The sequence below is a fragment of the Poseidonibacter sp. genome (assembly GCF_041821165.1).
Taxonomy (GTDB): domain Bacteria; phylum Campylobacterota; class Campylobacteria; order Campylobacterales; family Arcobacteraceae; genus Poseidonibacter.
In genome coordinates this window covers 1-20,682 of the sequence record NZ_JBGUES010000024.1, presented here as the reverse complement: position 1 = coordinate 20,682, position 20,682 = coordinate 1, and the positions used below count along the sequence as shown (strand labels likewise).

The following is a 20,682-nucleotide window of genomic DNA, read 5'->3' as shown; positions in this document are numbered from 1 at the left end:
GGGGCTACTGGTTTCTAGGGAATATGAAAATTTAAGTTTAAATCAGGTCGAACTTCAAAAAACATTTCAATTTCTATCAACATTAAATGCTAAAAATAACAAAATTTATGCAAACTTATATGAGGGTTCTTTTTTAGAAAAAGATTTTGATAAAAAATTTGATATTTGTGTTTCAAACCCACCTTTTTATCATTCAGCGGTTATAAAAAGTGATAATGAAAATATTAAAATTGCTAGATATAATGATTCTATGCCATTAGAATTATTTATAAAAAGAGCATCTTCTATATTAAAAGATTCTGGTAAGTTTTTCTTTTGTTACGATGTGAAACAAATAAATGAGATACTTTTATATTTAAATAAGTATAAAATGAATTTAGAATCATTACAGTTTGTTCATCCAAATTCTTCAAAAGATGCAACACTAATTTTAGTATATGCAAGAAAAAATTCAAAATCATTAACACAAATAGTAAAACCACTATTTGTATTTGATGATAAAGAGTTTACAAAAGAAGTTAAATCAATATATGAGAAATCATCAACTCATAGCATAAAGGTTGAAATTGAGTAATTTAATAAAAAAAGACGGGTTTGATTTTGCATTTGATCCAAATGGCTGTAATTCATGCAAGGGTAACTGTTGTATTGGAGAAAGTGGTTATATTTGGATAACACTTCCTGAAATTGAAAACTTAGCTAAACATTTAAATATTACATTAGATGAACTAAGAATCAAGTATTTAGAAAAAATAGGCTATAAATACAGTATAAAAGAGATAAAATTAGAAGAAGATAATTATGCTTGTACTTTTTTTAATTTAGAAAAAAGACAATGCTCAATTTATGAGGCTCGTCCACTACAATGTAAAACATTTCCATTTTGGGAATACTTTAAAGAAAATATAGAAGAGGTTTGTGCAGAATGTCCAGCTATCAAAACTATTTAGTTACTGCGACTTTACTATTCTCATTATCAGGCTGTACTTTAGCCTCTAATAAATTAGAACCTAAAATAATACAAAAACAAGAATTTACAAAAGTTAAAACAAGTGAATTTGACTTAGAAAATCATTATATAATTTTTGCCCTAGAATATGAAAATCAAAATGCTTTTGATGATGCAAGACATGTATATTTAAGTCTATTTGAAAATACAAATAAATATGAGTATTTACTTAGATACTTACTGATTTCTTTTAATCTAAAAGATTATCAAAGTGTAAAAAGAAATATTTCAAAATATTTATTATCAAATATCAAAGAAGAAGAGATGCTTTTAAAATTATACTCTTTATCTTTATTAAACTTAAGCGAAAAACAAAGTGCGTTAATTTATGCAAAAGAGTTAATATCTAAGTATAAAAATGATTTAAATTATGAATTATTAGGTTCTATTTATATTGAACTAAAAGATTTTAAAAATGGCTTTTTACAATTTGAAAAATCATTTTTATTAAATAATTCAGAAAATACATTAAACACTTTATCAAATATCCAATACTATTACTTATTAGAAAAAGAAGAAACAAAAAAAAGACTTGAAACTTTTATAGAAAAAAATGGTTATGTTTTTAATATATGTTTACAGTTATTAACATTTTATGAAAAAGATAATCAAAATGAAAAACTAACTCCTTTTTTAAAAAAAATGTATTTTGATTATGAAGAAAATAAAAAATATGACTTATCTTTAAAAACAAAAAGTTTATTAATAAAATATCTTGCAAAAGATAATATTGAAGATGCGATTAAATTTTTAGAAGTTAATTCTCCTGAAGATGTTTTATTAATAGCCTTATATCAAACTTCAAACAAAATGGATAAAGCTTATTCTTTATTAAATAAATTATATTTAAAAACTAATAACTCAGATTTTTTAGCACAAATTGCAATTATGGAATTTGAAAGAGCAGAAAATAAATCTTTAGTTATTAATGAAGTTATTCTTAAATTAGATGAGGCACTTAAAAGTATAGATAATGCAGTTTATGATAACTACTTTGCATACTTACTAATTGATTATGATAAAGATATTAAAAAAGGTCTTAGATTAGTAAAAAAGGCATTAAAAGTTCAACCAGATAACTTAGCGTTTATTGATACTCTAGCTTGGGGTGAGTTTAAATTAAACAATTGTTTAGAAGCTTATACTCAAATGAAAAGAGTTGTTGATAAAGTTGGATTAGATGATGAAGAAATAAAACTACATTGGGAAAAAATTAAGGAGTGTAAAAAGTGATATTAGACGAGATTATAGAAAGAACAAAACAAGATTTAGAAATTAGAAAAAAAGATATACCATTGGATTTATTAGGAAGAACATTAGCTTCAAATCCATTTGCTCCAAGAGATGTAATAAAATTTTTAACATCAACAAAAGATGAGCCTATTAGAATTATTGCTGAAGTTAAAAAAGCAAGTCCTTCAAAAGGAATAATCAAAGAAGATTTTGATCCATTAGTAATAGCACAAGCATATAGTAATAGTGGAGCAAATGCAATTTCTGTTTTAACAGAACCACACTATTTTCAAGGTAACTTAGAATACCTAACTGCAATTAGAAGATATGTTCCAACACCACTTTTAAGAAAAGATTTTATTGTTGATAAGTATCAAATTGTTGAAGCTTTAGTATATGGAGCTGATTTTATTTTACTTATTGCAAAAGCTTTAGGAACAAAAGAGTTAAAAGAATTATATGAATATGCTTTACACTTAGGCTTAGAAGTATTAGTTGAAATTCATGATAAAGAAGACTTAACAAAAGCTATGAAATGTGGTGCTTCAATTATTGGTATTAATCATAGAAATCTTGATACTTTTGAAATGGATATGGAACTTTGTGATAAATTAATTCCCATGATTCCAAATGGAAAAGTTATCGTAGCAGAATCAGGTGTTTCAAATACAGAAACTATCAAAAGATTATCTGCTATTGGTGCTGATGCGTTTTTAATTGGTGAGCATTTTATGCGAGTTGATAATATTGAAGATGAAATGACAAAGTTTAAAAACTCTTTAAATTAGTTATTGATTTTTTAATAAAAAAGGCTAAGATATTTTATCTTAGCCTTTTTTTATATACTTACTAGAAATAAAAGATTATTAAATAAATCTAATATCTTTTAATAAATCAAATATACTTACATAAATATCATTTGAAAATGGCATTAAATAATATAATGTAATTATAGAAATATATAATACTAAAGTTCCATATATATTATTTACATCATATATTTTAAAAGCTGTACCAAATGAATTTTTAACTCTTAAACCTAAGATATTTAAACTAACTAATTCATCAAGTATTAGATGAAGAACGAATCCAAAAAATAAAAATGTCCCTGCAATTGTAGAAAATTTTAAATCAAATTCAAATACGTAATGAAATAGTAAAATTAAAAGTTGTGCAAAAAGTATTCCCATAGGAATGGTGTGAAAAATTCCTCTATGAGTTGTCATTTTTAAGAAGAATATTGTAAATAATAGTTTTAGCACAAAAGTTGATACCAACCAAATTCCAAGCATATGTAGTATTGGTAATTTTTGAGGCATAAGTAATAAAACTAAAAGTGGAAGAAAAATTGCTAATATCTTAAAAACAATTTGAACAGGTTTTGAGCTATCTGAGTCTAAATCAGGTAAAACACCACCAATCATACCTAATGCTAATATCACTAAAGATTGGTTTATATCAAGTAATCCTGCTGAGTATAGAGGTGTTATTAATACACCTGTTGCAATAATTGCAATATTTACATGTTGTTCAAAAGAAGCTATTTGAAATTCCTTGAAATTAATTAATTGTAGTATTGGAATATTATCATAAATTTTTTATTATTCTTTAAAATATAACAAAATGAAAGTAATATTTTAATCTTTTAACATATGATTTATAGGTCCATTTTTACTACCTAAATTTGGTGCTTTTTCAATGGCTTTATATATATACTCTTTAGAAATTATTATTGCCTCATCAAGGTTTTTACCTTTTGCAATAATTGAAGCAATTGATGAACTAAAACTACATCCTGTTCCATGAGTATTTAAAGTATTAGCTTTTTTACTAGAATATTCAATTAACTGTTTCTCTTTAGTTAATAAAATATCTGTGCAAGTATTTTCATTTTCTTCAAGATTTTTAAAAAGTATATTTGTATTATATGAAGTAGCGTTTAAAATATCTTCTTTTTTTTCTACATTAAAAAATAGTTTTGCTTCATGTTTATTTGGAGTAATGATTAATGCAAGGTCAAATATCTCTTTTAAAGATTCAATTGCATCATCATCTAAAAGTTTACTTCCTGCTCTTGAGATTGCAACAGGGTCTAGAATAATTGGAATATTAATATCTTTAAGTGATTCTTTTACCGCTAAAATTAATTCTTTTGAACCTAACATTCCAATTTTAATAGCTTTTACATCAAAGTCGCTAAGAACAGATTTTATTTGTTCTTGAACAAAAGATGCATCAAGTGCTAAAACATTTTGAACACCAGTAGTATTTTGAGCAGTAATAGCTGTAATTGCAGTCGTAGAAAAAACACCATGATATTGAGCACTTTTTATATCAGCTTGAATTCCAGCTCCACCACCACTATCACTACCTGCAATACTAAGTATGATGTTCATATTTTTATCTTAGTCTTTAAATAAAGTTGAACCAACTCTAATCATATTTGAACCACATGCAATTGCAAGTTCAAAATCAGAACTCATACCCATAGAACAATATTTTGCTCCAAAAGGAGTTACTTCATCATAGATTTTTTTAGTAGTTTTAAATGATTCTTTAATAAGTTTTTCATCTTCACTATGAGCACCAATACTCATAACACCTTTTAGTTTTATATTAGGACAAGTATCAAGTATTTCTTTATAAATAAAAACTGCTTCTTCTGGTTTAACACCTGATTTACTATCTTCATAAGCTGAATTTATTTGAAGTAGGGCAGATAACTTTTTATCTTTTGCTTGAAGTTTTTTATCAAGTTCTTGTGCTAATTCTAAACTATCAATTGAATGAACTAATGATGGATTTAAGTCAATTAGATTATTGATTTTATTTTTTTGTAAAGTTCCAACAAAATGCCACTCTAAAGGTAATTCTTCAAGTGTAGCCATTTTTTCTTTTAAGTCTTGAACTTTATTTTCACCAAAAGCTCTTTGTCCTGAGTTATATAAAGTTTCAATATCCTCTGCAGTAGAATATTTACTAATACCAATTATTTTTACAATATGGTGTTCTGATATTCTTAATCTTGCACCTTCAACTCTTGAAATAATATCATCTAAATTTTTTGTTGCTGTTTGCTTATTCATTTTATCTCTTTATTAATTTAATTATTTAGTCATTTAAAAAAATTCTATTAACATCGTTGTATATTCCAAGAAGCATTAAACTTCCTAATATTACCCAACCCATAATTGTTAAAAACATAAACACTTTATCACTTGGTTTTTTTCTTCTTATCATTTCATAGATATTAAACATAATATGTCCACCATCAAGTGCAGGAATAGGAAGAAGATTTAAAACTCCAAGGTTTACAGAAATCAATGCAGTAATACTTAATAATGCAATAATACTAGATTCACTTGCATCTGAAATTACTTTTCCAATTGATATAACTCCACCAACTTCACTGCTTGGAATCACACCTTGAATAAGTTTTTGAACACCTTGAAAAATCATTGTTGATGCAAAAATTGTTTTTTCATAAGCATAAACTAAAGATTGGCCAATTGTTAATTTTAACTCTACGATTTTACCTGATGGAGAAATTCCTATCATTCTTTTTCGTATTTTTTCTTTAAACATATTATGTGAATCGCTAACTAATGGATTAATTGTTTTTGCAATTAATTTATTATCTCTTTGTATATAGAATTTTAAAGGTCCATTTGTATCAATGATTATTTTACCAATATCTTCCCAAACTTTAATTTCATGATTATTAATTTTAACAATTTCATCATTTGGTAATATTCCTGCTTTATAAGCAGGTGAGTCTTTCATAACAGTTCCAACTTGTGGAGCCCATGATGTTGCACCTATTAGAGCAATAGAGAAAAATAAAACAGCTGCTAAAATAAAGTTTGCAAATGGTCCTGCAAATAAAATAACTATTCTTTGCCAAGGTTTTTTTGTATTATATGAATCATCACCTTCTTCACTTAAGCTAGGTTTTGAATCATCTTGACCTTTCATTTTTACATAACCACCAAGAGGAATTAATGCAAGTTGCCAAGTTGTACCCATCCACTCTTTTTTAAATAATTGTTTTCCAAAACCAATTGAAAATACATGAACTTTTACACCAAAATAACGTGCTGCTAAAAAGTGTCCTAGTTCGTGGAAAAATACTAAGAAAGATAGTACAAGAAGAAAAGTAATAGTACCCAAATAAAACTCCGTTTAATTTTTAAAATAATCTCTTATATATTCATAACCTGAATATAATGTTAATATAACTGCAATCCATAAAAGTTCAGTTCCATAAGGCCATTGCATAATTAGAAAACCAATAGCTATCATTTGAACAACAGTTTTTATTTTTCCTGCCATTGTTGAAGCTACATTTTTACCCTCAGATACAGCTACAACTCTAAGTCCTGTAATAAAAAATTCTCGTGAAAGTATTAAAAATACAGCCATTGCAGATGCTCTATCAATTACGATTAAACCTAAAAAACCTGCTAAAACTAACATTTTATCAGCAAGTGGATCTAATATACCACCAAGTTTAGTCATTTGGTTCCATGCTCTTGCAATAAAACCATCAAAAAAGTCTGTAACTGAAGCTATTACGAAGATAAGACCAGCAAAGTAGTCAAACCATGAAGGATGCCATGAATCAAAAATTGGATTATTTCTATCAATTAAAATCCATAGCATTAGCGGAGCTAATGCTATTCTAAATAAAGCTAAAGCATTTGGAAGGTTAAGTGCTTTATTTTTCATTATCTAAAAGTTGTTCCACCATCAACAACTAATGTATGAGCTGTAATCCAAGAAGCATCTTCTGTACATAAGAAATAACAAGATTGTGCTAAATCTTCAGGTTGTCCCATTCTTTTTAGTGCTGATAAATCGATTGTTTTTTGTTTAACTTCATCATAGTTTGTAAATGCCTTAAGTGCATCTGTATCAATTGGTCCTCCTGAAACTGCATTTACTCTAATATTCATTTCACCTAATTCAGTAGCTGCATATCTAACCATTGCTTCAACAGCTGCTTTATTTGTTCCATGTCCTGAATAGTTTGGAATATATACTAAGTTACCAGTTGAACTTAATGAAACAATAGCTCCACCACCAACTTTTTGCATTCTTTTAGCAGCTTGTTGTGAACCACAAACAAATGCATTTACAGTTGCAGTATAAATATTATTTAAACCTCTTGGTTTTAATTTCATAAATTTACCATATCCACCAACAACTGCTCTTCCGTAAATCATAGCATTAGAAATAAAGAAATCAACTCTATCAAAGTCTTTGTCAATTTCTTCAAATAACTCTTTGTATAACTCAGGCTCAAGAATATTAAAAGGGTAACATCTACATTTTACACCAAATTTTTCTTCTACATCTTTACAGATATCTTCTGCAAATTGTTGATTTGAATTATATGTAAATGCAACATTTACACCATTTTTTGCAAATTTATAAACACACTCTTTACCAATACCTTTTGTTCCACCAGAAATTACTAAAGTTTTACCTTGCATATTATTACTCATTATTTAATTACCTCATATTGTTTTAATGTTTCTTCTAATTTTTTCATTGTTTGCGCACTTGGTGCAGTTAATGGAAGTCTATATTCCAATGTATCCAATAAACCTGCTAAATACATAGCTGCTTTGATTGGAATAGGGTTGCTTTCACAGAATAATACTGTATTTAAAGCATATAAATCTTCATTTATTTTTCTTGCTTCATCTAATTTTCCTTCTTCAATAGCATGAACAAGTCTTGATTTTAGATTAGGAAGTAAGTTTGCAGTTACAGAAATAATACCTTTACAACCATTTACTAACATTGGAAAATCAATAGCATCATCACCAGAAACGATTACTAAATCTTTTCTTTGTGATAATAATTCAATAGTTCTATCTAATGAACCAGTTGCTTCTTTAGTAGCGTAGATATTAGGAACGTCATCAAATAGTCTAATAGTTGTATCAGCTGTTAAATCAACACCTGTTCTTCCAGGTACATTGTAAAGCATAACAGGAATATCAACAGAATTTGCAATTGCTTTATAATGTTGATATAAACCTTCTTGCATTGGCTTATTATAATAAGGCGTTACAGATAAAAGTCCATCAGCACCAACACCTTGAGCGTGTTTTGCAATATCGCAAGCTTCATGTGTTGCATTAGAACCAGCACCTGCAATAACTTTTACGCCACTGCCTTTACAAGTAGCAACTGCAACTTCGATACACTCTTTATGCTCTTTATGAGATAAAGTTGCACTTTCACCAGTTGTTCCAACAGGAACAACAACATCAATACCTTGTGCTATTTGTCTTTTAATTAAAGACTCATATTTTTCTAAATCAACATTTCCATTTTTAAATGGTGTGATTAGTGCAGTCATTGCACCGGTTATAATTTCCATATCCTTATCCTCTCTTTACTACTAAATCTTCTAATTCTAAACCTGCATCAACATTTACTGTATGTTTTGAAAAAACTTCTAAAAAATCCCAAAAGCTTTGTTTAGCTTCATCTGAAATATCAACATCTCTTAAAACTTCTTCCATACAACCAAGCCATTCTCTTCTAGCTTTTTCAGTAATAGAGAATTGCTCATGTGTTTTTAACATATCAAAATGTCCAACAGCTTGAGTGTAATATTTAGGACCACCGGCAGCTTCAATAAAAAACTTTACATTATGTGCTTTGATCTTTTCTAATTCTTCACCTTCTTGAGGAAAAAAATTACCAATATCACTTTCAACTATTAAATCATAAAAATCACTAAATAATTTAACTAAACCTTCTTCACCTAATTCTTCTATAAAAATAGGTTTAGGGTATTTAAAGTCTGGTCTTTGACCAAGCTTTGTTTTTGTTACTGTATAATCCATACTACTTTTCTTGTTTTAAAATTACAGTTGTAGAATTTTGTTTTAATAAGTACTTATTTGCAACTTTTATTAAATCTTTTTTTGTTAATGCTTCTACTTTTTTCTCATAATCAAATAATGGCTTAACATTATCTCTTACAAAATATGAACCATATAATGAAGCTACTGATGTAGAGCTTTCAAGTGAGAAAATAAAATCAGCTTTTGTATTGATTTTGATTTTTTCAATATCTTTTTTAGATATAGCACCTTTTTTAATTTCGTCGATTATAGCTAAAATTTCTTTTTCAATATCTTTAGCTTTTACACCTTGATTTGCAGCTGCAACAAACATAAATAAACCAGGGTCTTTTAATTCAAGATTATAAGCATAAATAGTATTAACTAATCTTTTTTCATCTACTAATCTCTTTTCTAAAATTGAACTTTTCCCTGAACTTAATAATTCACTAAGTGCTGATAATGCAACTTGATCTTTATGTTCAAAGTTTGGAATATGATAAGTTATTGCAATCATTTCAACAGCAGAATCTTTATGAATAGTGATTTTTTTAGCACCATCTTGTTTAGGTTCTACTGTATGAAGTTTTGATGGAATTTCTTTTGTATTTTCTATATTTTTAAAATATTTTTTTGTTGCTTTAAATACTTCTTTTTCATCAATATCACCAGCAACTACAACAACTGCATTTTTTGGTTGATAATATGTACTATGAAAATCTTTAATATCTTCAATTGTCCAATTTTTAATATCATTCATAAATCCAATTGGTGTCCAATGGTATGGATGGTAAATATAAGCATTATTAAATAATCTAAATTGTAAATATCCCATTGGTGAATTATCAGTTCTCCAACGTCTTTCTTCTGCAACTACATCACGTTCTGGTTGAAACTCTTCATCTTTTAATGTTAAGTTTTCCATTAAGTCTGCAAATAACTCTAAAGATTTATCCATATTTTTAGAAGCTGATTTAATATAATAATGTGTAAAGTCAAATGATGTAGAGGCATTATTTACCCCTCCAAAACCTTTTACTATTTCATCAAATTCCCCAGATTTTAAATTTTTAGTAGATTTAAAATTTAGGTGTTCTAACATATGTGCTATTCCACTTTTGCCCATTTTTTCATCACGACTACCAACTTTATAAAAAATATCAGTTGATACTACGTTAGAGCCATTTTTCATCGGAATTGCTACTATTTGTAAACCATTCTCTAATGTCTGTGTATAATATTTTGGTAAGCTATTGCTCATTAAATCCCCCGTAGTTAGTAAAAGATAAAAAGTAAAAAGCAAAAAATATTTTTTTAATTGTAAAAGCGTTTTCATTTTTATATTTACCTTTTTTATTATTTACTTAAATCTGCTCCAATAGCTTCTTGAATATTTTCATATCCATCTTTTGCCATTAGTTCTAAGATTTCTTCATTTATTTTTCTAACCATTGAAGGACCTTCAAAAATTAGACCAGAATATGCCTGTACTAAAGTAGCACCTGCTTTAATTCTTGCATATGCTTGTTCACCACTTGAAATTCCACCAGCTGAAATCAAAATTGTTTTTCCAAATAATTCTTTTGCAATTTCTTTAAATAAATTATATGATTTTTCAGTTAAACAAGCTCCACTTAATCCACCAAAATTTTGGCAATTTGGAACTAAATCATAATCAATAGTTGTATTTGTAGCAATAATACCAGCACAACCTGCTTTTATAGCACTTTTACATAAATCAATAGCAACATTTGCTTGCATATCAGGAGCAATTTTTAATAAAATTGGTTTTTTTGTTAAATCTTTTGCCATTGTAAAAAGTTCAGTAATAAACTCTTCATTTTGTAAATCTCTTAAATTTGGCGTATTTGGACTAGAAATATTTATTACTAAGTAATCACTAGTTTGTTCAAATTTTTTAATTAATGATTTATAATCACTAAGTGCAAACTTTTCTGGTGTAGTTTTATTTTTACCAATATTTACACCAACAGGAATATTTGCAGGATACACTTTTTTTAAGTTTTTTAATACTTTATGAGCACCTTCGTTATTAAATCCCATTGCATTTTGTACTGATTTATGCTCAGGGTATCTAAACATTCTTGGTTTAGCATTTCCATCTTGTGGTCTTGGAGTCATAGTTCCAATTTCTGTAAAACCAAAACCTAAAGCAGGCATAGATTTTACCATTGTTGCATTTTTATCAAAACCTGCAGCAAGTCCAACTGGGTTAACAAATTTTACTCCAAAAAGTTCTTGTGAAAGTTTTGAATCACTTATAAAATTCTTTTTTTCCATAGGATTCTTTATTAATTTACAATTTCCTATTACTTTTAGACCTAGTTCAGCCATATGGTGTGCTGTTTCTGGTTCAAATTTAAACAGAAATTTTTTAAGTGTGTTATATGTAAACAAATTTATACCCTTTTTTATAATTTAGATATTTTATCCAAAATTCGTTAAATATAAGTTTTAATAAGATTTAATACTTTATTATTAGTTTAAATTATAGTTAAATAGCAAATATAAAATTATATATTTGCTAAGTTATATAGTCGTTGGTACTCTTTACAAGTTTTTAAAAGATTCTCTTCATTATCCATACAAACAATTTTACCATCTTTGAACACAGCGATACTATTTGCATTTTTTATTGTACTTAATCTATGTGCAATTACAAATGTAATTTTATCTTGGCTTACTTCATTTATTACTTCTGAAATAATTGATTCACTTTCATTATCAAGTGCAGATGTTGCTTCATCTAATATTAGAATTTGTGGATTTTTATATAAAGCTCTTGCAATTGCAATTCTTTGTCTTTGTCCACCTGATAAATTTACACCAAATTCATCTAGTTTAGTATTTATTCCCTCAGGCATTTTACTAACAAAATCAAAGGCATGAGCTTGTTTTAATACTTCAATTACTCTATCTTCATTTATTTCATAACCATAGGCAATATTAGCAGCAATTGAGTCATTAAAAATGTATACTCTTTGTGTTACTATTGAAATATTTTCTCTTAAAGATTTAATTGAAAAATCTTTTATAGAAGTATTATTTAATTTAATATCTCCACTAAAAGTATCATAAAATCTAATTACAAGATTTATAAGTGATGATTTTCCACCACCACTATCTCCAACTAAAGCAATCTTTTCACCTTTTTTTGCAGTAAAACTAATATCTTTTAATGCAGTAAAATCACCATATTTTAAAACAACATCTTCAAAAACAACATCATTTATATTTTTAGGAAAATCAAGTGTTCCAGATTTAATATTAGCTTTTTTTGCAAATATTTCATTTATTCTTTCATTTGCAGCTAGTGCATCTTGCATTTTATTATATAAACTTGATAATCGTTTTATTGGAGTATAAAGCATAAAAAGTGCAGCAATAAATGATGTAAATGTACCAGTTGTTAATTCTCCTGATATTACTTTACTTCCACCAACTATAATAACAGCAGCAAAAGCAAATGCACCAATAATTTCCATTAAAGGAGAAGTTAACTCATTTGTTTTAACTCCTTTCATATTATATTTAAAGAAATTTGCATTATGTTTTTTAAATTTATCACCTTCAATAATTTCAGTTGAATTAGCTTTAATAATTTCAATATTATTAAATGATTCTGTTAAAGATGATGTAATATCTGAGTTTGTTTCTTGTGATCTAAATGATAGTTTTTTCATTCTTTTTGCAAGAAGTGATAAAGGATAAATAGCTAAAGGTAAAACAATTAAACCATAAAATGCAAGTTCTGGTGAATGATAAATTACAAGACCAACAAGTCCAAATATTGTAAGAACTTCTCTTAAAAATTCTGCAACATAATTTGATACCGCACTTTGAATTCTATTTATATCATTTATAATTCTACTAACTAATTCTCCACCATGTTTTTTTTGAAAAAAATCAATATCTAAATTTAATACATGAGAAAAAAGTCTATCTCTTACAATTCTTGTAATATCTTGACCAATATATGAAATATAATATGCTTGAATATATCTTCCAAAACCTTTTGAACCATAAAGTACAACTACGAAAATTGGCATTAAAAATAGCATTTCTTCATCTTTATTAATAAAAATATCATCTAATAAAGGCTGAATTACATAAGCTGTTCCAGATGTTGCTGCTGCAACTAAAATAATTCCAATAAATGAGTAAAAAAATTCAAGTTTGTAGTTTTTATAAAAAGGGGTGTATTGTTTAAAAAATTCTTTCATTATAATCCTATGTTTATGAGTAAAGTCCTTATTTTATCCTAATTATGTTTAATTTATAAATTAAAAGAAATTTGAATCTCTTTGAGTAATTTATAATTATTATTAAAAACTTGTTATACTAAAAATATTAATATATTTAGGGGCAAAAATGATTACAAGAAAAGAAGTAAATGAAAGAATGAGTAGAATTGTAGAATATAATAATACAGTTTATTTAGCAGGGATTGTATCTGATGATAAAACATTAGATATAAAAGGACAAGCACAAAGAGTTTTTGAAATTGCAGAACAAAGATTAAAAGAAATTGGTTCAAACAAAGATTGTATTTTACGTGCAGAAATATTTGTTAAAGATATTTATAGAGATTTCTCTGCTTTTAATGAAGCTTGGGACTTTTGGGTTTCAAAAGAAAATCCACCAGCTAGGGCTTGTGTAGAAGCAAATATGGCAAGTGCTGAAACATTAGTTGAAATAATTTTTACTGCTGTAAAAGTTAAATAAAATACTATTAAAACTTGTCTGTAAGAGGCAAGTTTTGATACTTAAATACTAAAATATAAAAAACTGACAGTTTTTTGAAAACTTGATTATATACTTCTTTAATATTAAAAATTATGAAAAAAATTTTAAATTTATGTAAAAATTATGTACATAATCATTTAAAAAAAATATTTTTTATGTATAATTAAACCTTAAAATAAAAAAAGGTTAAAGTAATGAAAAAAATATTAATATATCTAAGCTTATTTATAACTACAACTGTACTATCACAAGAACTTCCTAAATTTAAAATAATGACCGAAAACTATCCCCCTTTTAATATGCAAGTAAAAGATAAAACAAGTGGTATTTCTGTTGATGTTTTTGAAGAAATTTTAAAAAGAGTTAATTCAAAACAAAATAAAAGTGACATAGAACTTATTTCTTGGTCAAGAGCTTATAATATAGTTCAAAAAAAGAAAAATACTATACTTTTTTCTATGACTAGAACAAATGAAAGAGAAGAACTTTTTAAATGGGTAGGACCTATTGCTCACACTGTTAGTGGTTTAATTGCTAAAAAAGATAAGAATATTAAAATTAATTCATTAGCTGATTTAAAAAAATATAAAGTTGGTGCTGTTTTAAATGATATTGGTGAACAAATTCTTTTAAATGAAAATGTATCAAAAGAAAATATTGATACAACATCTGGTTCAAATGCTTTAATAAAATCTATAAGAAAATTAGATGCAAATAGAATTGATATTTTCTCTTATGGTGTTGAAGTTGCTTTTTGGGAAATGAAATCTAATAATGTTGATATAAGTAAATATGAAAATGTATTTGATATTAAAAAACTTGGCTTATATCTTGCCTTTGAAAAAAATACTCCCGATTGGATAATTCAAAAATTTCAAGATTCTTTGGATGAAATAAAAAAAGATGGAACTTATGAAAATATTCTAAAAAGGTATAAGTAAATAGTATGAAATTAACAAATAAAATAATCATTCCTTTAGTATTTATAGTAACACTTTTGTTTTCCTTATTAATGATTTTTTTCTTAAATAGTGAAAAAAAGATTATAAAAGATGCACAAGTCAGAAATTCTAAAAAAATTATAGAACAATTTGAAAAAGATAAAAATGATAGATTAGAGTATGAAAAACAAAATATAGAATTTTTAGCAAAAATGATTTCAAGAATAAGTGCACAATATGTTTATGATTTTGATATTGAAAATATCTCTTTATCATTAGAAGAGTTTTTAGAGGTTGAGAATATTAAAGCAATAGAAGTATTCGAAAAATCAAATAATGAAGTTTTTTCTGCTTTATACAAAGATAAAAACAAAAATCTTAAAGATAAATATAAATTTATAGAAAAAGATATTATATGGGGTAACTCATCAATGATATTAGGATTTGTAAAAGTTTATTATGATGATACTCTTATTATTTCTCAATTTAAAAAATCAAAAGAAGAGTTATTTGAAAAACTAAAAGCTAATAATTTAAAGCAACAAGAGCAACTTGATAATGTTGTATTTAATCAAATAATATTTTTAATAAGCATTGCAATAATACTATTTATTTTAGTATTTTACATGACCTATAAAACAGTTTTAAAACCTTTAAAAATTTTAAATACTGGTTTAGATAGTTTTTTTATGTTTTTACAAAATAAAACGGATAATACAAATAGAATAGAGATAAATACAAATGATGAGTTTGGTTCAATGGCAAAATCATTAAATGATAATATTGCTGTTAGTGCAAGATTACATGAAGAGATACATGAGTTAAATAATAACTTAGAAGAAAAAATTCTACTTAGAACAAAACAATTAGATGAAAAAACAAATAAAGTTGAAGTCTTATTAAATAATGCTGATCAAGGATTCTTATCTTTTGGAAGCGATTTATTAATTGATTCTGAATACTCTTTAGAGTGTAAAAATATATTTAAAAAAGAAATTTCAAATATTGCAATTGGTGAGTTACTTTATAAAGAAGATGAAAATAAAAGAGAGTTTTTTGAAGAAACATTACGTTCATTACTTAATGAAACAAATGAATTAAAAATTAAAAATATAATCTCACTATTACAAAAAGAGTTTATTATTAATAAAAAAGCTATTAGTGTTAAATATAAGATAATTCAAGACTCAAGATATATGCTTATTTTTACAGATATAACTGCAAATAAAATTCTTCAAAAAAAGATTAATAAAGAAAAAGATACTCTTAAAATGATTGTTTCTGTAATAAGTGATAGTGAAGAATTTTTTGATTTAATTGATGAATTTAATAATTTTGTTCAAAATAGACAAAAAAGTATTGATTTAAATAAAACAGCACTTCATAATACAACTACACTTTATAGAACAATTCATACATTTAAAGGACTTTTTGCCCAAAAAGATATGCAGTTTATGCTTAAAAACCTTCATGCTTTAGAAAATCAATTATCAAAACTTCTTTCTAATCAAGATAATACAAATGAACATCTACTTAATTTACTAAATAATACAGATTTTAACTCTTGGTTAGCAAAAGAACTAGATGTAATAAAATCAATTCTTGGTGATGAATTATTTAATAAAAAAGGAAAAATAGTAGTAAAAGAGGACACAATTTCTAAAATTGAAGAAGATTTATCAAAAATTGCAAATAAAAGTAATTTAATGCATGAGTATAAAAGAGTAATTGATGATATTAAAAATTTAAAAAATAAACCAATTTATACAATGTTTAACTCTTATGCTAAATTAGTAAATCAAGTAAGTACACAACTTAAAAAGTCAATATATCCACTTGAAATAATTGCCGATAAAAATATTTTAGTTCAAGACAAAATAAAACCTTTTATTAAATCACTTGTACACGTTTTTAGAAATAGTGTTGATCATGGTATAGAAACACTAGATGAAAGATATGAAATAGGAAAAGATGAAATTGGTACTATTAGTTGTAGTATTTTTCAAAAAGAAGATAACTTACATATTATTATAGCTGATGATGGTAAAGGTTTGGATATTCAAAAAATAGAAGAAAAAGCTCAACAAATGGGAATAGATACAAGTTCATTAAATACAGAACAAGTATATAAATTGATTTTTAATGACAAACTATCAACAAATGATGAAATAACTACTTTATCAGGAAGAGGTGTAGGAATGTCTGTTGTTAAGTATGAAATAGAAAAATTAAATGGAGAAATTAATATAAGCTCACAAGTTAATATTGGTACAACATTTGAGTTTATAATTCCAACATAAAAAAGGAGAAAATATGATATTAGATTCGTTAATATTACAGACAAGACTATTTTTGCAAGAAGATATGTCAATTAATGTAAATGGTGATGAAATTGAAAAAAGTAGTCCTGATAAGTTAATTTTAAAAGATTATACATCAATGATTGCAACTGGTGGAACACTTAATAGTATGATAATTATTAGTTATGATAATGAGATACTTAATAAATTAGTTGAAATATTTATGGATGGTGAAGAAGTTGAGGCTGAAGAAGTTGATGAAGTAAGAGATAGTGTTTCTGGTGAAGTTATAAATACTATTATAGGTTTAGCATTACCAACTTTTCCAAATAGAGGTAAGGGTGTTACTATTACTCCTCCTATTACAATTAATGATGCTGGAAAAATATCAAAGCATAAAAATGCAGAAATTATAAGTACAAAAGTAAAAACGCAATATGGAGAAATAGCTATAAGTGCTATTATTTCTTTAGAAAAATAAAATTAATAGGATATAAGATGTTAAAAGTTTTAATTGTAGATGATTCATTGATTATAAGAAAGAAAATTACAAAGATTATAGAAAATTTAGGTCATGAAGTAGTATATGCTGCTAAAAATGGTGTTGAAGCTATTGAATCTTACAATATAAAAAAACCTGATTTAGTTACTATGGATATTACTATGCCTGATATGGATGGTATTACGGCTGTTAAAAAGATAATTGAAAATGATAAAGATGCAAAAATTATTATGGTTACATCTCATGGACAAGAAGATATGGTTATTAAATCTATTCAATCTGGTGCAATGGGATATATTCTAAAGCCAATAAGTGATGATAAACTTGCTCAAAGTATTGGTGAAGTTTTTCCAAAATATGCGGCATATAAAGAAGAAGATGAACTTAGTCTTATTGATGATGAGTTATAAAAGGAATTTTCATGCAAGAAAATAGACTATTTGAAGCACTTTTAGATGTAATTCCATTTGCTGCTTATGCTGTTGATATTGAAACATTTGAAGTTGTATATGCAAATAAAATGATGACTGAAAATATGTATGCTCCAAGAGAAGAATTTTGTTGGAAAAAGGTTGCAGGTCAAGATGAAATGTGCTCTTGGTGTACTGTATCTGAGTTAAAACAAAGAAGTAGAAAATTTAAAAATGAAAAAACTATTTCAAGTTATTTTGATGAGGTTACAGATACTTGGTTTCAAGCATTTGATGAATTAGTTAGTTGGCCTGATGGTAGAACTGTTAAATATACAATACTTATTGATATTACTGAACAAAAAGAGATTCAAGCATCAATGATTAAAACTCATACAAAATTAGCAATTCAAAGTAAAAAACTAAAAGAAGCAAATGAAAAACTTCAATTTTTATCAAAAAAAGATTATTTAACAGGTATTGATAATAGACGAAACTATTTTACTAAAGCACTTAAAATTTTTGAGACTCCATTAGATGATGGTTTTCATATGTATGTAGGAATGTTAGATATAGATAAATTCAAAGATTTAAATGATACCTATGGTCATGCAATTGGAGATGAGGCTTTAAAAATATTTACAAAAGAAGTAGAAAATCACTTAGATGAATGTGATGTTTTTGGAAGACTTGGCGGAGAAGAGTTTGCTGTTATTACTGTGTATAATAATGAGACAGAAGTTCTTGAAAAGTTTGATAATATTAAAGAAGGAATTAGTCAATTAGTTATTAATAAAGGTGATAATCCTATTAGTTTTACTGTAAGTATTGGAATTGATAAAAAAGAAACAACTGATGAAACTATTGATGAAATACATGAACGAGCAGATAAAAAACTATATGAAGCAAAAAATAGTGGTAGAAATAGAATAAAATTTAGAATATAAAAGATTTTTAAAATAGAAGATTAAATAAATTAATTATTTTAATCCTCTATTTATATTAATTTAAAATAAGCTCTTTGAACTTTTTAAATCCAAAAGCCTTAATAGTAAGAAAAAATAGAATAAAACCACTAAGAGTACTAGCAAATGCAAGTCCTGCTGCTCCATACGGTTTAATTAAAATCAATGAAAAAACAATATTCCAAGCTAAACTATAAACAGATATTTTAGCAGCTAAAAATTGTTGTTCTTTTGCATATAACCATAAAGAAAATATCTTTGCAATTCCAAAAGGAATAAGTCCAATTAAATACATGCTTAAAATTAATGCAGTATTAATTGTATCTGTTCTATCAAAAGCTCCACGTTCAAAAAGTAAACTTACAATAAACTCATTAAAAACTATACCAATAAGTGTTGAAACTGATAATAAGCCTAATAAAATCAAAGATGATTTTTTCATTAGTCTTAATGCTCTATCTTCATCTTTATTTTTTATACTTCTTGCAATCATAGGAAATAAAGCAATTGATGTTGCAATTGCAAATAATGCAAGTGGTAATTGAAAAAGTCTATTTCCATAATAAAGATAAGATATAGAACCACTAATTAAAAATGATGCTAACCATGTATCAATAAATGCTGATAAATGAGAAGTTGAAGAACCTACAGTTGCAGACATAAAGTTTTTATAAAATTTGTTTTCTTCTTTTTTTTGATGTTTTTTAAAGTGAAATATTTTACATAAATTTAATCTTTTTATTGCATATAAATGAACAAGAATTTGTAATAATCCACCTGCTAATACTCCATAAGAAAGATAAAAAGTAATTTCATATTTTTGCATATCTTGTGAAATTAAAAGTGCTGCAATCATTGCAAGATTTAGTAGGGCTGTTGAGTATGCTGTTGTTGCAAAATGGTGTTTATATTGTAAAAGTGCAGCCATAAAAGTAACCACAAATATCATTGGTAAATAGTAGAAGTTAATAGCAAATAATGGCGCTGCTAAATCTATTGTTTGCTTATCAAAACCAATAGCTATGGCTTTTGCTACAAGTGATGAAAACAAGGTTACAAGTAGGGATAATATAATTAAAAAGCCAAATAATTGTAAAAAAACTACTGATGAAAATCTAATTTTATGTTTAGATTTTGCATAAGCTGGAATAAAAGCTTGAGTAAATGCACCTTCTGCAAAAACACGTCTAAAAAGGTTTGGTAATTTAAATGCAACAAAAAATATATCTGAATATATATTTGCACCTAAAATTGAAGCTGTTAATAAATCTCTAATAAATCCTAAAATTCTAGAGGTTAAAATACCTGTGCTATTTGTAAAAATTGATTTGATTAACATTAATATTCTACTTTTATATCTGATTTTTTATGTATAAGTATTTGAGGATTACCTCTGTATGTACCTAAGTGAGCGCTTATTATACTTATATTTTGATTGTTTTTTGGTAATAGAGTTTTATCTTTTGCAAATATTTTGATTGATTTATCATTAAAATATAGTTTTTGATTTATAAACTTACCTTTTAAATTTTTAATTATATTATTTTGATATTCTGTATTAAAAATATCTATATTATTTGCATCTAATATTAAAGATTTATACTCTTGATATTTTCCATTGTTTTTTATAATTTCAAAGTTTATAATCTCTTTTAATCCATGATAGTTTGTAATTTGATTAATTTGTAG

22 protein-coding genes and 1 pseudogene are annotated in these 20,682 nt (G+C 25.9%); 10 read left to right on the top strand and 13 right to left on the bottom strand.

What is annotated here, in order from left to right:
* The 4 genes from ACERKK_RS03710 to trpC form a co-directional block, all read left to right on the top strand.
* Positions 1 to 574: tRNA1(Val) (adenine(37)-N6)-methyltransferase (locus tag ACERKK_RS03710; RefSeq protein WP_373771735.1), on the top strand; the 574-nt coding region annotated here is incomplete at its 5' end.
* Positions 567 to 950 (top strand): YkgJ family cysteine cluster protein, encoded by a 384-nt coding sequence (locus ACERKK_RS03705; RefSeq protein WP_373771734.1) that lies wholly within the window; start codon positions 567 to 569, stop codon positions 948 to 950. The genes ACERKK_RS03710 and ACERKK_RS03705, both read left to right, overlap by 8 nt.
* Positions 926 to 2,242 (top strand): hypothetical protein, encoded by a 1,317-nt coding sequence (locus ACERKK_RS03700; protein ID WP_373771733.1) that lies wholly within the window; start codon positions 926 to 928, stop codon positions 2,240 to 2,242. Before ACERKK_RS03705 ends, ACERKK_RS03700 begins: the two co-directional genes overlap by 25 nt.
* Positions 2,239 to 3,030, top strand: a complete 792-nt coding sequence (gene trpC, locus ACERKK_RS03695; RefSeq protein ID WP_373771732.1) for an indole-3-glycerol phosphate synthase TrpC — start codon at positions 2,239 to 2,241, stop codon at positions 3,028 to 3,030. Before ACERKK_RS03700 ends, trpC begins: the two co-directional genes overlap by 4 nt.
* 78 nt (positions 3,031 to 3,108) lie before the next feature.
* On the opposite strand, the gene ACERKK_RS03690 is transcribed toward trpC, so the two are convergent.
* The 11 genes from ACERKK_RS03690 to ACERKK_RS03640 all read right to left on the bottom strand — a co-directional run bounded on the left by ACERKK_RS03690 (position 3,109) and on the right by ACERKK_RS03640 (position 13,352).
* Positions 3,109 to 3,699: a hypothetical protein gene (locus ACERKK_RS03690; RefSeq protein WP_373771736.1), complete on the bottom strand. Its 591-nt coding sequence runs from the start codon at positions 3,697 to 3,699 to the stop codon at positions 3,109 to 3,111.
* Positions 3,700 to 3,879: 180 nt separating this feature from the next.
* Positions 3,880 to 4,638 carry a bifunctional hydroxymethylpyrimidine kinase/phosphomethylpyrimidine kinase gene (thiD, locus tag ACERKK_RS03685; RefSeq protein ID WP_373771731.1) on the bottom strand — a complete coding sequence of 253 codons (759 nt, stop codon included), beginning with the start codon at positions 4,636 to 4,638 and terminating at the stop codon, positions 3,880 to 3,882.
* Positions 4,639 to 4,647: 9 nt separating this feature from the next.
* Positions 4,648 to 5,328 (bottom strand): YggS family pyridoxal phosphate-dependent enzyme, encoded by a 681-nt coding sequence (locus ACERKK_RS03680; RefSeq protein ID WP_373771730.1) that lies wholly within the window; start codon positions 5,326 to 5,328, stop codon positions 4,648 to 4,650.
* Positions 5,329 to 5,353: 25 nt separating this feature from the next.
* Entirely contained in the window at positions 5,354 to 6,412 is a 1,059-nt protein-coding gene (gene rseP / locus ACERKK_RS03675) for an RIP metalloprotease RseP (protein ID WP_373771729.1), read from the bottom strand.
* 12 nt (positions 6,413 to 6,424) lie between these two features.
* The gene (gene pgsA, locus ACERKK_RS03670) at positions 6,425 to 6,970 is read right to left on the bottom strand and encodes a CDP-diacylglycerol--glycerol-3-phosphate 3-phosphatidyltransferase (protein ID WP_373771728.1); all 546 of its coding nucleotides are present in this window, start codon (positions 6,968 to 6,970) and stop codon (positions 6,425 to 6,427) included.
* Complete coding sequence (locus tag ACERKK_RS03665) at positions 6,970 to 7,749, bottom strand: enoyl-ACP reductase (RefSeq protein ID WP_373771727.1); 780 nt, start codon at positions 7,747 to 7,749, stop codon at positions 6,970 to 6,972. Before ACERKK_RS03665 ends, pgsA begins: the two co-directional genes overlap by 1 nt.
* On the bottom strand, positions 7,749 to 8,636 hold the full coding sequence (gene dapA, locus ACERKK_RS03660; protein WP_373771726.1) for a 4-hydroxy-tetrahydrodipicolinate synthase: 888 nt from the start codon (positions 8,634 to 8,636) through the stop codon (positions 7,749 to 7,751). Before dapA ends, ACERKK_RS03665 begins: the two co-directional genes overlap by 1 nt.
* A gap of 4 nt (positions 8,637 to 8,640) precedes the next feature.
* Positions 8,641 to 9,108 carry a globin gene (locus ACERKK_RS03655; protein ID WP_373771725.1) on the bottom strand — a complete coding sequence of 156 codons (468 nt, stop codon included), beginning with the start codon at positions 9,106 to 9,108 and terminating at the stop codon, positions 8,641 to 8,643.
* A gap of 1 nt (position 9,109) precedes the next feature.
* Positions 9,110 to 10,369, bottom strand: coding sequence for a M16 family metallopeptidase (locus ACERKK_RS03650; protein ID WP_373771724.1), 1,260 nt, complete (start codon positions 10,367 to 10,369; stop codon positions 9,110 to 9,112).
* Positions 10,370 to 10,464: 95 nt separating this feature from the next.
* Positions 10,465 to 11,526, bottom strand: a complete 1,062-nt coding sequence (locus ACERKK_RS03645) for a quinone-dependent dihydroorotate dehydrogenase (protein WP_373771723.1) — start codon at positions 11,524 to 11,526, stop codon at positions 10,465 to 10,467.
* Positions 11,527 to 11,642: 116 nt separating this feature from the next.
* Positions 11,643 to 13,352: an ABC transporter ATP-binding protein gene (locus ACERKK_RS03640; protein WP_373771722.1), complete on the bottom strand. Its 1,710-nt coding sequence runs from the start codon at positions 13,350 to 13,352 to the stop codon at positions 11,643 to 11,645.
* 148 nt (positions 13,353 to 13,500) lie between these two features.
* On the opposite strand from ACERKK_RS03640, the gene ACERKK_RS03635 reads away from it, so the two are divergent.
* The 6 genes from ACERKK_RS03635 (at position 13,501) to ACERKK_RS03610 (ending at position 18,975) form a co-directional block, all read left to right on the top strand.
* Positions 13,501 to 13,854: a RidA family protein gene (locus ACERKK_RS03635; RefSeq protein ID WP_373771721.1), complete on the top strand. Its 354-nt coding sequence runs from the start codon at positions 13,501 to 13,503 to the stop codon at positions 13,852 to 13,854.
* A gap of 215 nt (positions 13,855 to 14,069) precedes the next feature.
* Positions 14,070 to 14,816 (top strand): substrate-binding periplasmic protein, encoded by a 747-nt coding sequence (locus tag ACERKK_RS03630; protein ID WP_373771720.1) that lies wholly within the window; start codon positions 14,070 to 14,072, stop codon positions 14,814 to 14,816.
* A gap of 5 nt (positions 14,817 to 14,821) precedes the next feature.
* Complete coding sequence (locus ACERKK_RS03625; RefSeq protein WP_373771719.1) at positions 14,822 to 17,116, top strand: ATP-binding protein; 2,295 nt, start codon at positions 14,822 to 14,824, stop codon at positions 17,114 to 17,116.
* A 13-nt stretch (positions 17,117 to 17,129) separates the two neighbouring features.
* Positions 17,130 to 17,597 carry a chemotaxis protein CheX gene (locus tag ACERKK_RS03620; RefSeq protein WP_373771718.1) on the top strand — a complete coding sequence of 156 codons (468 nt, stop codon included), beginning with the start codon at positions 17,130 to 17,132 and terminating at the stop codon, positions 17,595 to 17,597.
* 17 nt (positions 17,598 to 17,614) lie between these two features.
* Complete coding sequence (locus ACERKK_RS03615; RefSeq protein WP_373771717.1) at positions 17,615 to 18,028, top strand: response regulator; 414 nt, start codon at positions 17,615 to 17,617, stop codon at positions 18,026 to 18,028.
* Positions 18,029 to 18,039: 11 nt separating this feature from the next.
* Positions 18,040 to 18,975 carry a GGDEF domain-containing protein gene (locus ACERKK_RS03610; RefSeq protein ID WP_373771716.1) on the top strand — a complete coding sequence of 312 codons (936 nt, stop codon included), beginning with the start codon at positions 18,040 to 18,042 and terminating at the stop codon, positions 18,973 to 18,975.
* Positions 18,976 to 19,030: 55 nt separating this feature from the next.
* Here the strand turns inward: ACERKK_RS03610 and murJ are convergent, their stop codons facing one another.
* Together murJ and ACERKK_RS03600 are read right to left on the bottom strand one after the other, a co-directional pair.
* Positions 19,031 to 20,332: a murein biosynthesis integral membrane protein MurJ gene (murJ, locus tag ACERKK_RS03605; protein WP_373771715.1), complete on the bottom strand. Its 1,302-nt coding sequence runs from the start codon at positions 20,330 to 20,332 to the stop codon at positions 19,031 to 19,033.
* Positions 20,332 to 20,682: pseudogene (locus ACERKK_RS03600) on the bottom strand (endonuclease); the annotation flags it as partial. The pseudogene ACERKK_RS03600 and the gene murJ, both read right to left, overlap by 1 nt.